Origin of the sequence: Burkholderia alba (genome assembly GCF_034721475.1) — a bacterium.
GTDB lineage: Bacteria > Pseudomonadota > Gammaproteobacteria > Burkholderiales > Burkholderiaceae > Burkholderia > Burkholderia alba.
Genome location: NZ_JAWJWL010000007.1, coordinates 170,915 through 184,206, shown reverse-complemented (window position 1 = coordinate 184,206; position 13,292 = coordinate 170,915). Strand labels below are relative to the sequence as shown.

The window sequence follows — 13,292 nt, the reverse complement described above, 5'->3', positions numbered from 1 at the left end:
CGGGCGCCGGAGACGGCGCCCGCATCATTTTTGAGGATCGATTCCTATGTGCGGTATTGTCGGAGCAGTCGCCCAGCGCGACATCGTGCCGGTACTGATCGAAGGGCTGCGCCGGCTCGAATATCGCGGCTACGACTCATGCGGCGTCGCGGTGCTCGAAGCCGACGCGCCGAAGCGCGCGCGCAGCGTCGCCCGCGTCGCCGATCTCGACGCCCAGGTGCGCGAGTCGCACCTCGCGGGCCACACGGGCATCGCGCACACGCGCTGGGCCACGCACGGCGCGCCCGTCACGCACAACGCGCATCCGATCTTCTCGTCGAACGCGCTCGCGCTGGTTCACAACGGCATCATCGAGAACTTCGAGACGCTGCGCGACACGCTGCGCAGCCAGGGCTACGAGTTCGTATCGCAGACCGACACCGAGGTGATCGCGCACCTCGTGCACAGCCTGTATCGCGGCGACCTGTTCGCCGCCGTGCGCGAAGCCGCGCGGCAGCTGCACGGCGCCTACGCGATCGCGGTGATCCACAAGGACCAGCCGCACACGGTGGTGGGCGCGCGGCAGGGTTCGCCGCTGGTGGTCGGGTTCGGCGACGGCGAGAATTTCCTCGCGTCGGACGCGCTTGCGCTCGCGGGCAGCACCGATCATTTCACGTTCCTCGAGGAAGGCGACGTGTGCGAGCTGTCGCTCGACGGCGTGAAGATCGTCGATCGCGACGGCGCGACGGTCGAGCGCGAAGTGCGCGTCGTCAGCGCGTACGGCGGCGCGGTCGATCTGGGCCCGTATCGCCACTTCATGCAGAAGGAAATCTTCGAGCAGCCGCGCGCGATCTCCGACACGATTCCGCAGACGGAGGCCTTCGATCCGCAGCTGTTCGGCGAGCACGCGGCCCAGGCGTTCTCGGACATCGACAGCATCCTGATCCTCGCGTGCGGCACCAGCTACTACTCGGGGATGACCGCCAAGTACTGGCTCGAATCGATCGCGAAGATCCCGACCCAGGTCGAGATCGCGAGCGAATACCGTTACCGCGAATCGGTGCCGAATCCGCGCGCGCTGGTCGTGGTGATCTCCCAATCGGGCGAGACGGCCGACACGCTCGCCGCGCTCAAGCACGCGCAGGCGCTCGGCCACCGGCACACGCTGGCCGTCTGCAATGTCGGCACGAGCGCGATGGTGCGGCTCACCGAGCTGGCGTTCCTGACGCACGCGGGCACCGAGATCGGCGTGGCGTCGACCAAGGCGTTCACGACGCAGCTGGTCGCACTGTTCATCCTCGCCGCCACGCTCGGCAAGCTGCGCGGCCACGTCGACGCGGCGCGCGAGACCGACTATCTGAAGCAGCTGCGCCACCTGCCGGCTGCGCTGAACAGCGTGCTCGCGCTGGAACCGCAGATCATCGCGTGGTCGGACGAGTTCGCGCGCAAGGAAAACGCGCTGTTCCTCGGCCGCGGGCTGCACTACCCGATCTCGCTCGAAGGCGCGCTGAAGCTGAAGGAAATCTCGTACATCCACGCGGAAGCGTATCCGGCGGGCGAGCTGAAGCACGGGCCGCTCGCGCTGGTGACGGAAGCGATGCCGGTCGTGACGATCGCGCCGAACGACACGCTGCTCGAAAAGCTCAAGTCGAACATGCAGGAAGTGCGGGCGCGCGGCGGCGAGCTGTACGTATTCGCCGATGCGGACACCCATATCGTCAACGACGAGGGGCTGCACGTGATCCGGATGCCGGAGCATTACGGCCCGCTGTCGCCGATCCTGCACGTGGTGCCGCTGCAGCTGCTCGCGTATCACACCGCCTGCGCGCGCGGCACGGATGTGGACAAGCCGAGAAATCTGGCGAAATCGGTGACGGTGGAGTGAGGAAGAGCGGTCGGGTTGCCGGGATACCCCCCGGCGGACCGCCCGCGCCGCGCCGCGCTCAACTCTTGAAAACCCCGAACGGCAAGGTCCAGCCAAAGGAACGGTTGGTCTGCTCCAGCCGATGCTTGAGCGCGACTTCATCCAGCGACAGCTCCGCCCGGGGGAGGCTCGCCAGCGTCTCGCTCGGCGTATGGCCGAACCGCTCCTTGAACGCCCGGTAGAAGTGCTTCTCGCTGGGAAAACCGTGATTCCACGCAACGTCCGCCATGCGGACGCCTGACCGGTTGGGATCGGCAAGGACGTGATAGGCGCGCTGCAGCCTCTTGCGCTGGATCTGCCGCATTACGCCGCCATGGCTATCCAATAGCTGGTACAGCTTGGCGCGCGACACGCCGACGCTCCGGCAGATCCGATCCGGCGTGAGGTCGGCTTCCAGCAGATGGGCATCGACATAGCGCATGACGCGATCGAACAGAACGTCGTGGATCGGAATGCTCGCTTGCCGCACCGCATCCGAGGTCGGATCGACCGCGGCGGTGATGAGATGCAGCGTCGATTTCACGATGTGCGGGACGTCGTCCCTGTTCAGGGTCGGCAGATTCCGGAACAACGACACCAGGTAATCTCTCAACAGCAGCGCCACACCGCCCGACAGCGTGAGTCCGTGCCATTGCGCGGTCCGGCTCGGCAGGAAATCCCTGGGCACGACCAGAGAAATCATATCGCCGGGTTCGATCCTGGATTCGTTGGCCTGAGCGGCATCGAAGATGAACAGATCGCCGGCTGCCTTGGCCGGCTGAGGGCTCGCCGGCCGATAGAGCAGCCTGCCGCTGACGACGATCGACAAGCGAAAGAAATCCTGGCCGTCTGCCCGGATCAGCCGCTCGGTCCGATTGACCTCGTAGGCGGCGTTCCGCCCTCGGTCGACCCAGCTCCTGCCCGACAGAATGAAAGGACCGAGCACGGCGCCGGTGGATTGCGCATCGAACGCAACGGAACCGCCGTTCTGCAGCCGGCAATGGCAATGGTTGTCGCGCACCCAGGCGCTGAACCGTTCCTTCTCGGGAAAGTCGAGGGTCGAAAACCTGAAAAGCGGAACTAGAGACGTTGAGGTCATCGCGTTTTTCATTCCCCGGCGATTTTTTTCTGCAATCCGAACAGATACGCCACCTTAGAATGATCTCCGATGTCCCGCAAGGGGGATGAGGCGGCTGTCCGGCCACCCTGCGTCAAAGGGCACGATGACCGGGGCACGCGGCCGACAGATCACCCCGCTCGGGCCACCCCGGCTCGTGGCGATGCGCGGCGCCCTGCTCCCCACCGATCCGCGAGCCCCCTTCTCCGCTTAAACAAAGTTTCATCTTGCGATGGCGTTCTTTCAGGCTTCGCGGCGGCCCCTCCCGCCATAATCGCCAGCATCGCGCGATCGACGAGGAGGCGAGACATGACACGTCCCATGAGCATCGAGAAGATCAACGAGTACGGCAAGCAGGCGGTGGTGGTGTCGATCGACCAGTCGTCGGTGCTGCTGGACCCGGAAGACGTCGACGCCGTGATCCAGTATCTGAGCCTGCTGCGCGCGTCGATGCAGCCGCCGATTCCCGACGTGCCGTCGCGCACCGGGCAGTACGTGATGGAAATGGACCCGTGCTGGTACACCGAGAAACACCCGCTCTATGGCGGCGCCGTGCTGTTCATGCGCCATACGGGCCTCGGGTGGGCAGGCTTCGCCCTGCCCCCGCATAGCCTCAAGCGGCTGCATGCGTGTCTCGCCCGGCATCTGGAAGCCGAGGTAGAAACGGCAAGCCTGCCGAACTGACGCGCCGCGCCCTCGCGGCGCCGGTCGCGACCGCGGTTGCCCGTCGATCGCATCGGGTCCGGCCATGCCCGACCCTGCGGTTTCGCGTATAGCCTCGCGCACGCCGCGGCGCTCCCCGCCTCTCGCGGTCCGCCCTGCGCCTGCCCCGCCTAAGCCGATGCGACAACGATGCGCAAACAGGCCGCCCGGCGCGGCGGCCCGTATCCGCTCGACTCAGAACCGATGCCGCATCCCGACCGCCACCGCCAGTTGCCGGTTGGTCGTCGACGCATCGAGCGTATTGATCTGCGCGCTGCCGAGCAAGGTGCCGTCGCCGCCCGACACTTGCCGATACACGCCCTCCATGTACACATCGGTGCGCTTGCTGAGCGCGTAGTCGCCCTGCAGCGAGACCGTGTGGTACTTCGGTTTCGCGCTGCCCGACGACGTATCGAGTTTGCCGTCGGTAAACGTATAAGCACCGGCGACGCTCAGCATCGGCGTCAGGAAGTAGCGCGCATTCACCTCGTAGTTGTCGAAGCGCAAGCTGTTGCCGTTCAGCGCCGCATAGGTGCCGCCGGCATCGAGCCCGGTCAGCCCGTCGACCTTCGTGTGCGTCCACACGAACCCGACGGTGGCCGGACCGAACGCGTAGCCGCCGCCCGCGCCGAACACGCGCTGCCGCTGGCCGAGGAACGTCGCGGTGCCGTCCGCGCTGCTCACCGCGCCCGCCGGATTCGTGCCGACCCCGCCCGGGTTGTCGATCTGCAGGTACGCGGCCGCGAGGTTCAGCGGCCCGTTCGCATACGATGCGCCGATGCTGTACGCGCGGTTGTCGGCAAACCCGCCGGCCGCGTTCGAGAGCCCGTACAGGCCGCCCGCCTGGAAGCCCGCGTAGTTCGCGCTCTGGAATTTCACCGCGTTGTTGATGCCGAATCCGCCGTTCAGGTTGTCGTTGTCGAACGGATGCGCGGCCAGGTTGCCGCCGAACTGCGTACCGGTCGACGACAGCGGCCCCAGGTAATCGACGACGGAATCGTATTGCTTGCCGAGCGTCAGCGTGCCGTACTGCGCGCTTTGCAGCCCGACCCACGCCTGCCGGCCGAAGATCTCGCTGGACTGGTTCAGGCCGCCGTTCTGCAGATTGAAGCCGCTCTCCAGCTTGAAAATCGCATGCAGGCCGCCGCCGAGATCCTCGCTGCCTCTCAGGCCGAACAGCGTATTGCTGACCGCGCTGCTGCTCGCGTCATAGGTCGGTCCGGATTGCGAACCGTTCGCCGAGCGCGTGTTGTTGCCATAGACAAGGCCCGCGTCCAGCACGCCGTAGAGCGTCACGCTGCTCTGCGCGTGGGCCGCGCCCGCGAACAGCGCGGACACGCCGGCGATCAAAACCAGTTTCTTCATCGTTGTGCTCCGTTATTGATGACTGGGTCCGACGCCGTCGTGCGGCCTGCGCAAGCGGCATCAGCGGCACGAGTGTAGGAACGCGCGCGCGGCGCACGACGATAAAAACGGCAATTCCAGGTTTCAAAACACGCAAGAACGATTCGTCGAAAGGCGAGAACGCTTGTGCCGCATGACGCGGCGCGCAGCGATCGCCCGCTGCGAGTCCGATCGACGACGCACGGCTGTAGCCGCCCCGCAACGCGGCAACCCGATCGTCCGAATGCGGTCGCCAGGCCGCGAGCTCGCGAGGATTCCCGCCGAATCCACGCGAATCGCACCGCATTATTGCGACGTCCGGCATGCCGCCTCATGCGCCCGCCCACGTCGCCGCGCATCGCCGCCGCGCGCCAGCGACATTCATGAACGTCGCATCAACTTAAAAAAACCTTAATCAACACAGCGGCTGCGCTTCATTCGCCGTCGCCGATGATGTACGCGTCCCTTCTTCCTGGCGTATGACCATGAACCAGCTTCAAGCGATGCGCGTCTTCACGCGCGTGGTCGATCTGGCCAGTTTCAATCTCGCCGCGCGGCAGCTCGGCATGTCGGCCGCCGCCGTCACGCGCAGCGTCGGCATGCTCGAAGCCCATCTGAACATGCGGCTGCTGAACCGCACGACCCGCAGCCTGTCGCTCACCGAGGCGGGCAAGGAGTACCTGGACGGCTGCCGCACGATCATCGAGAAACTCGACGAGATGGAATCGAATCTCGTGCAGGCGACCCGCGATCCGCGCGGCACGCTGCGCATCGCCGCATCGATGAGCTTCGCCAGTTCCGGGCTCGGCACGCTGCTCGCCGCGTATCGCGCGCTGCATCCGCGCGTGGGCTTCGACATCACGACCTTCGACACGCACATCGACATGGTGGAAGGCGGCTACGACGTGTGTTTCTCCGACGACCGGCGGCTCGCCAACTCGACACTGGTGAGCCGGGCGCTGACGACCATCAGCGAACTGACGGTCGCGTCGCCTGTCTATCTGGCCCGTCACGGCACGCCGCCCGATCCGGGCGCGCTCGGCGAGCACAGCCTGCTGACGGTGTCGGACGGCTCGTCGCGCACCTGGGAATTCGCGGACGCCGACGGCACCTACCGGGTCTATACCGGCAGCGCGCTCACGTCGACGGGCAGCGGCATGGTGCGGATCGCCGCGCTCAATCACATGGGCATCGCGCAGCTGCCGCTGCCGCTCGTCATCGAGGACATCGAGCACGGCGCGCTCGTGCCCGTGCTCGAGCAGTACGAAGTCAACGGCGGACCGCGCCGCGTATCGATCCTGTATCCCGGGCGCAATTACCTGTCGATGAAGGTGCGCAGCTTCATCGACTTCGCGGTCGGCCAGTACCGGATGCCCGACCGCGCCGCGCCGCTGCTGGCCGTCGCGTGAACGCCGGGACGTCCGCCGACACATCATGCCGAAAATACTGACGATCGAAGACGATGCGCTGATCGCGCACAACATCGCGCACGCGCTGCGCGCCTGCGGCCATACCGTCGACGTCGCGCGCACCGGCCGCGAGGGCATGGCCCGGGCGATGATCGGCGAGTACGACGTGGTGACGCTCGACCGGGTGCTGCCCGACCTCGACGGGCTCACGATCGTCGCGACGATGCGCGGCGTGGGCATGGAAACGCCGGTGCTCGTGATGAGCTCGATGTCCGACGTCGACCAACGCATCCAGGGGTTGCGCGCGGGCGGCGACGACTATCTGATCAAGCCGTTCTCGCTCGACGAGATGTCCGCCCGCATCGAGGTGCTGATGCGCCGCCGCCCGCGTCACGCGAAGGTCGAGACCGTGCTGCGCGCGGGCGCGCTCGAACTCGATCTCGTGCGCCGCAAGGTCATGCATCGCGCGAGCGAGCTGGCGCTGCTGCCGACCGAATTCCGCGTGCTCGAATTCATGATGCGCCACGCGGGCCGGGTGCTCACCCGCACGATGATCTTCGAGGCGGTGTGGGGCTGCCGCTTCGATCCCGGCACCAACCTGATCGACGTTCACGTCGGACGCCTGCGCAAGAAGGTCAACCAGCCCGGCGAAGCGCCGCTGATCCGCACCATCCGCGGCTCGGGCTACATGCTCGGCTGACCGGTCGATCGGGCGGGCGCGCCGCGCGCCGCCCGCCTAAAACTTGTTTCATCTTTTTAGCTGCCGGCTGTTAGGCCCCGCTCCCCAGAATGCACACGTCGGCCGCATGTCGGTGTTTTCCCTGCTCCATGCGAGTCCGCGCCTTCATCGACGCCATTGAACGGAGCAGCGCCTCATGCTGAAAATAGTCCGGCTCGCCTTAATCCGGCCCTACACCTTTATCGTGCTGGCGTTGCTGATCCTGCTGATCGGCCCGCTCGCCGCGCTGCGCACGCCGACGGACATCTTTCCGGACATCCGCATTCCCGTCATCAGCGTGATCTGGAATTACTCGGGCCTGCAGCCCGACGACATGTCGGGCCGCATCGTCACCTACTACGAGCGCACGCTCGGCACGACGGTCAACGACATCCAGCACATCGAGTCGCAATCGTTCCGCGGCTACGGCATCGTGAAGATCTTCTTCCAGCCGACCGTCGACATCCGCACGGCCACCGCGCAAGTCACGTCGATCTCGCAGACGGTGCTCAAGCAGATGCCGCCCGGCATCACGCCGCCGCAGATCCTGAACTACAACGCGTCGACCGTGCCGGTGCTGCAGATCGCGCTGACCAGCGACACCCTGGACGAGCAGAAGCTCGAGGACTACGCCGAGAACTTCATCCGCCCGCAGCTGCTGAGCGTGCCCGGCGTGGCGATCCCGACGCCGTACGGCGGCAAGACGCGCGAAGTGCAGATCGACCTCGATCCGCAGGCGCTGCAGGCGCGCAAGCTGTCCGCGCAGGACGTCGCGAACGCGCTCGCGCAGCAGAACCAGATCATCCCCGCCGGCACCCAGAAGATCGGCCGCTTCGAATACAACATCAAGCTGAACAACAGCCCGGCCGCGATCGACGAGCTGAACGCGCTGCCGATCAAATCGGTCGACGGCACGCTGATCGCCATGCGCGACGTCGCGCACGTCCGCGACGGCTATCCGCCGCAGCCGAACATCGTGCGCGTCGACGGCCATCGCGCGGTGCTGATGAGCATCCTGAAGAACGGTTCGGCGTCGACGCTCGCGATCATCTCCGGCGTGAAGGCCAAACTGCCGCTGATCGAGGAGACCCTGCCGCCCGGCCTCAAGCTCGTCACGATGGGCGACCAGTCGACCTTCGTGACGGGCGCGGTGAGCGGCGTGGCCCGCGAGGGCATCATCGCGGCCGCGCTGACATCCGCGATGATCCTGCTGTTCCTCGGCAGCTGGCGCTCGACGCTGATCATCGCCGCGTCGATCCCGCTCGCGGTGCTGGCGGCGATCGCCGGCCTGGCCGCGCTCGGCGAAACCCTCAACGTGATGACGCTCGGCGGTCTCGCGCTCGCGGTCGGGATTCTCGTCGACGACGCAACGGTGACGATCGAGAACATCAACTGGCATCTCGAGCAGGGCAAGGACGTCCGGCACGCGATCATGGACGGCGCGGCGCAGATCGTGATGCCCGCGTTCGTGTCGCTGCTCTGCATCTGCATCGTGTTCGTGCCGATGCTGCAGCTCGACGGCATCGCGCGCTTCCTGTTCGTGCCGATGGCCGAAGCGGTGATCTTCGCGATGGTCGCGTCGTTCATCCTGTCGCGCACCTTCGTGCCGATGATGGCGCAATACCTGCTGAAGCCGCACGCGTCGGGCGGGCACGCATCCGGCGAACTGGCGGCGATCATGGCGACGACGCACGGCGCCCATGCGCACCGGACGCCGTCGCGCAACCCGCTGGTACGCCTGCAGCGCGGCTTCGAGCGCCGCTTCGAGCGCTTCCGCGCCCGCTACCGGATCGTGCTCGGTCTCGCGCTCACGCATCGCAAGCGCTTCATCGCGGGCTTTCTCGTCGCGATCGCGGCATCCTTCCTGCTCACGCCCTGGCTCGGCCGCAACTTCTTCCCCGATATCGATGCCGGGCAAATAACGATCCACGTGCGCATGCCGGTCGGCACGCGCATCGAGGGCACCGCCGACGCGTTCGATCACATCGAGAACGCGGTGCGCGGCGTGATTCCGCCGAACCAGCTCGCGAACATCGTCGACAACATCGGGCTGCCGCACAGCGGGATCAACCTGACCTACAACAACAGCGGCACGATCGGGCCGGAGGACGGCGACATCATGATCTCGCTCGACGCGCATCACGGTCCGACCGCGCGCTACGTGCGGCGGCTGCGCGAAGCGCTGCCGCGCGCGTTTCCCGGCACGACGTTTTCGTTCCTGCCGGCGGACATCGTCAGCCAGATTCTGAACTTCGGCTCGCCCGCGCCGATCGACGTGCAGGTCGCCGGCCCCAACCAGGCGGCGAACCAGCGCTATGCGACCGAACTGCTGCGCAAAGTGCGCCTCGTCGCGGGCATCGCGGACGCGCGCATCCAGCAGGCCGCCACCTATCCGCAATTCACGATCGCCGTCGACCGCTCGCGCGCGGACGAGCTGGGCATCACCGAGCGCGACGTCACCAACTCGGTGGTCGCGAGCCTGTCCGGCACCGGCCAGGTCGCGCCGACGTTCTGGCTCAACCCGAACAGCGGCGTGTCCTATCCGATCGTCGCGCAGACGCCGCAGTACCGGATGACGTCGCTGTCCGATCTGAAGAACCTGCCGGTGACGGGCGCGGGCGGCAACGCGCAGGTGCTCGGCGCGATCGCGACGATCACGCGCGGCGTCGGCGACGCGATCGTGTCCCACTACGACATCAAGCCGCTGTTCGACATCTACGCGACGACGCAGGGGCAGGATCTCGGCGCGGTCGCGTCACGCATCGACCGGATCGTGCACGCCACCGCCCGGGATCTGCCGAAGGGCTCGGTGGTGACGGTCCGCGGTCAGGTGCAGACGATGAACAGCGCGTTCTCGGGGCTGCTGTTCGGGCTGCTCGGCGCGGTCGTGCTGATCTACCTGCTGATCGTCGTCAACTTCCATTCGTGGGCCGACGCGTTCGTGATCGTGACCGCACTGCCCGCCGCGCTGGCGGGCATCGTCTGGATGCTGTTCACGACGCACACGCCGCTGTCGGTGCCCGCGCTGACCGGCGCGATCCTCTGCATGGGCGTCGCGACCGCCAACAGCATTCTGGTGGTGAGCTTCGCCCGGGACCGCCTCGCGGCGACCGGCGACGCGCTCGTCGCCGCGATGGAAGCCGGCTTCACGCGCTTCCGGCCGGTGCTGATGACGGCCCTCGCGATGATCATCGGGATGGCGCCCATGGCGCTCGGCCTCGGCGACGGCGGCGAACAGAACGCGCCGCTCGGCCGCGCGGTGATCGGCGGCCTGCTCTGCGCGACCTTCGCCACGCTGCTGTTCGTCCCCGTCGTGTTCAGCCTCGTCCATCGGCGCGACGGCCGGCGGCACCCCGCGCCTTCCGATCTTTCCCCTTCCGAATCCGGAGTCACCCATGTCCACTGAGATCGATATCCATCCCCCGGCGCGGCTGCGTCACCTGCGGCTCGCCGGCCTCGTCGCGCTGCTCGCGGCGGCGGGCATCGTCGTCGCCGGCATTTCCGGCCGGGTGCACGCGAAGCAGGAAGCCACGGTCTGGTCCGCCGAACAGGCGATCCCGACCGTCGTCGCGTATCCGCCCGGCCGCGACGGCGCGACGCAACGCATGGTGCTGCCCGGCCGGCTCTCCGCGCTCGTCAACGCGCCCATCTATGCGCGCGTGTCCGGCTACCTGCATGCGTGGTACGCCGATATCGGCACCCCCGTGAAGGCCGGCCAGCTGCTCGGCCTGATCGACACGCCCGATCTCGACCAGCAGCTGCTGCAGGCGCGGGCCGACCTGCAGAACTCGATCGCCAACGAGAAGCTCGCCGAGACCACCGCAATGCGCTGGACCAAGATGCTGCGGCAGGACTCCGTCTCGCAGCAGGCCGCCGACGAGAAGACCAGCGACCTGGTGGCCAAACAGGCGACCGTCGCCGCCAACGAGGCGAACGTGAAGCGCCTCGAGGCGCTGGAATCGTTCAAGCGCATCACCGCCCCGTTCGACGGCGTCGTCACGGCGCGCAAGACCGACATCGGCGCGCTCATCGACGCCGGCAGCGGCAGCGGACCGGAGCTGTTCGCCGTGTCCGACGCACGCCGGCTGCGCGTCTACGTGAGCGTGCCGCAAAGCGAGGCCGCCGCGATCCGTCCCGGCATGACGGCGACGCTGACCGTGCCCGAGCATCCCGGCATGAGCTTCGACGCGAAGCTCGTCGACACCGACGACGCGATCACGCCGTCGTCCGGCACGCTGCTGGTGCAGCTGATGGTCGACAACCGCTCGGGCCAGCTGATCCCCGGCGAATACACCGAAGTGCATTTCGCGATGCCGACCGATGCGAACGCGCTGCTGATCCCGGCCAGCTCGCTGATCTTCCGGCAGAACGGCCTGCAAGTGGCGGTGGTCGATCCGCACCAGCACGCGCAGCTCAAACCGGTGACGATCGGCACCGATCTCGGCACGCAGGTCGTGATCGCATCGGGTCTCGCGCCCGGCGACCGGGTCATCGACAATCCGCCGGACTCGCTCGCGAGCGGCGATCCGGTCCGGCTCGCCGCGCCTCGCGCCCCCGGCGGCGGCGCGCTCGCGTCGGACAACCGGGAGCATGCCCATGGGTGAGCGCCGTCTCTATGCCGCACTCGCGGGCGTCGCGCTCGTGACGGGGTGCTCGTTCGCGCCGACCTATCACGTGCCCGCGACGGCGATTCCGACGGCCTTCAAGGAAGCCGGCGCATGGCAGCAGGCAAGCCCCGCCGATCGGTTCCCGCGCGACGCGTGGTGGACGGTGTATCGCGATACGGCACTCGATGCGCTCGAACTGCAGGTCGCGCGCGCGAATCCGGACGTCGCGGCAGCCGTCGCGCGGCACGACGAGGCCGGCGCGTATCTCGACGAAGCGCGCGCCGGCTTCTTTCCGACGCTCGGCGCCGGCGCCGGCGTGTCGTCGAACCGCCAGTCCGAGCGCCGCCCGCTGCGCGGTTCGGACCAGCCGAACGTCTACGGCGCGAATACGTTGCAGCTCGGCGCCAGCTACGACCTCGATCTGTGGGGCAAGGTGCGCAACGAAGTGGCCGCCGGCCGCGCCGACCTGCAGGCCAGCGCCGGCGATCTCGCATCGGTGCGCCTGAGTCTGCAGGCGAGCCTCGCCGACGCGTACTTCAACGCGCGCGGTCTCGACGAGCAGCAGAAGCTGCTCGCCGACACCATCAGCACGTATCAGCGCGCGCTCGAGCTGACGATGAGCCGGCACGCGGGCGGCATCGCGTCCGATCTCGACGTGTCACGCGCGCAGACCCAGCTGGACTCGGCGCGGGCGGCCGCCGAAGACGTGCGGGCCCGCCGCGCGCTCTACGAACACGCGATCGCGACGCTCACCGGCGTGCCCGCGTCGTCGTTCTCGCTGCCGCCGTCGCTCGACGCCGCGTACCTGCCGTCGATTCCCGCCGGCATCCCCGCCGCGCTGCTGCAGCGGCGGCCCGACATCGCGGCGGCCGAGCGGCGCGTCGCGGCCGCGAACGCGAAGATCGGGGTCGCGCGCGCGGCGTTCTTCCCGGATCTCTCGCTCGGCCTCGACGGCGGCTATCAGAGCGACACGCTGTCGCCGTGGCTCGTCGCGCCGAACGAGATCTGGTCGATCGGTCCGAGCCTCGTGATGACCCTGTTCGACGGCGGCCGCCGCGAAGCCGTCACGCAAGCGGCGCGGGCGCAGCTCGCGGAGAACGGCGCGCATTACAAGTCCGTGGTGCTGCAAGCGTTCCAGCAGGTCGAGGACAATCTCGCGCTGCTCCACCATCTCGGCGACGAAGCGGCGCGCGAGGATTCGGCGCTGGCCGCCGCGCGCCGCACGCTGCAGCTGTCGATGTCGCAGTACCGCGACGGCGTGGTCAGCTATCTCGAGGTGGTGACCGCGCAGACCACCGAGCTCAACACCGAGATCGACGCGCTCAACCTCGACACGCGACGCCGGCTCGCCTCGGTCGGCCTGATCGAAGCGCTCGGCGGCGGCTGGTCGGCAAAGGACGGCGGCACGCCGCCCGACCCGGCACGGGCGGCACGACCGGCGATCGCGGCGAACGCCGGGCCGCACGCGGGCTGA

Annotated in this window: 9 protein-coding genes; 7 read left to right on the top strand and 2 right to left on the bottom strand. The window is 67.7% G+C overall.

The window, feature by feature from the left end; all coding sequences use genetic code 11:
- Window positions 1-46 precede the first annotated feature (46 nt).
- Entirely contained in the window at window positions 47-1,864 is a 1,818-nt protein-coding gene (gene glmS / locus RZR99_RS10290) for a glutamine--fructose-6-phosphate transaminase (isomerizing) (RefSeq protein ID WP_323119648.1), read from the top strand.
- Between the two features lie 58 nt (window positions 1,865-1,922).
- Here the strand turns inward: glmS and RZR99_RS10285 are convergent, their stop codons facing one another.
- Window positions 1,923-2,981, bottom strand: a complete 1,059-nt coding sequence (locus RZR99_RS10285; RefSeq protein ID WP_323119647.1) for a helix-turn-helix transcriptional regulator — start codon at window positions 2,979-2,981, stop codon at window positions 1,923-1,925.
- A 327-nt stretch (window positions 2,982-3,308) separates the two neighbouring features.
- Here RZR99_RS10285 and RZR99_RS10280 point away from each other — a divergent pair, with 327 nt between their 5' ends.
- On the top strand, window positions 3,309-3,683 hold the full coding sequence (locus RZR99_RS10280) for a hypothetical protein (protein ID WP_323119646.1): 375 nt from the start codon (window positions 3,309-3,311) through the stop codon (window positions 3,681-3,683).
- A 213-nt stretch (window positions 3,684-3,896) separates the two neighbouring features.
- Here RZR99_RS10280 and RZR99_RS10275 read toward each other — a convergent pair whose 3' ends face one another.
- Window positions 3,897-5,066, bottom strand: coding sequence for a porin (locus RZR99_RS10275; RefSeq protein WP_323119645.1), 1,170 nt, complete (start codon window positions 5,064-5,066; stop codon window positions 3,897-3,899).
- Between the two features lie 503 nt (window positions 5,067-5,569).
- Here RZR99_RS10275 and RZR99_RS10270 point away from each other — a divergent pair.
- From RZR99_RS10270 to RZR99_RS10250, 5 genes are all read left to right on the top strand, one after another.
- On the top strand, window positions 5,570-6,493 hold the full coding sequence (locus tag RZR99_RS10270; RefSeq protein WP_323119644.1) for a LysR family transcriptional regulator: 924 nt from the start codon (window positions 5,570-5,572) through the stop codon (window positions 6,491-6,493).
- Between the two features lie 25 nt (window positions 6,494-6,518).
- A complete protein-coding gene (locus tag RZR99_RS10265; RefSeq protein WP_323119643.1) occupies window positions 6,519-7,193 on the top strand; it encodes a response regulator transcription factor in 675 nt (224 codons plus the stop codon).
- 175 nt (window positions 7,194-7,368) lie between these two features.
- Window positions 7,369-10,617 (top strand): efflux RND transporter permease subunit, encoded by a 3,249-nt coding sequence (locus RZR99_RS10260; RefSeq protein ID WP_323119642.1) that lies wholly within the window; start codon window positions 7,369-7,371, stop codon window positions 10,615-10,617.
- The gene (locus tag RZR99_RS10255) at window positions 10,607-11,815 is read left to right on the top strand and encodes an efflux RND transporter periplasmic adaptor subunit (RefSeq protein WP_323119641.1); all 1,209 of its coding nucleotides are present in this window, start codon (window positions 10,607-10,609) and stop codon (window positions 11,813-11,815) included. Before RZR99_RS10260 ends, RZR99_RS10255 begins: the two co-directional genes overlap by 11 nt.
- Window positions 11,808-13,292, top strand: a complete 1,485-nt coding sequence (locus RZR99_RS10250; RefSeq protein ID WP_323119640.1) for an efflux transporter outer membrane subunit — start codon at window positions 11,808-11,810, stop codon at window positions 13,290-13,292. The genes RZR99_RS10255 and RZR99_RS10250 overlap by 8 nt, the downstream gene beginning before the upstream one ends.

Bases quoted from the DNA above. Each gene is read 5' to 3' on its own strand.
- glmS (WP_323119648.1), top strand. From the start codon at position 47: ATGTGCGGTATTGTCGGAGCAGTCGCCCAGCGCGACATCGTGCCGGTA.
- RZR99_RS10285 (WP_323119647.1), bottom strand. From the start codon at position 2,981: ATGACCTCAACGTCTCTAGTTCCGCTTTTCAGGTTTTCGACCCTCGAC.
- RZR99_RS10280 (WP_323119646.1), top strand. From the start codon at position 3,309: ATGACACGTCCCATGAGCATCGAGAAGATCAACGAGTACGGCAAGCAG.
- RZR99_RS10275 (WP_323119645.1), bottom strand. From the start codon at position 5,066: ATGAAGAAACTGGTTTTGATCGCCGGCGTGTCCGCGCTGTTCGCGGGC.
- RZR99_RS10270 (WP_323119644.1), top strand. From the start codon at position 5,570: ATGAACCAGCTTCAAGCGATGCGCGTCTTCACGCGCGTGGTCGATCTG.
- RZR99_RS10265 (WP_323119643.1), top strand. From the start codon at position 6,519: ATGCCGAAAATACTGACGATCGAAGACGATGCGCTGATCGCGCACAAC.
- RZR99_RS10260 (WP_323119642.1), top strand. From the start codon at position 7,369: ATGCTGAAAATAGTCCGGCTCGCCTTAATCCGGCCCTACACCTTTATC.
- RZR99_RS10255 (WP_323119641.1), top strand. From the start codon at position 10,607: ATGTCCACTGAGATCGATATCCATCCCCCGGCGCGGCTGCGTCACCTG.
- RZR99_RS10250 (WP_323119640.1), top strand. From the start codon at position 11,808: ATGGGTGAGCGCCGTCTCTATGCCGCACTCGCGGGCGTCGCGCTCGTG.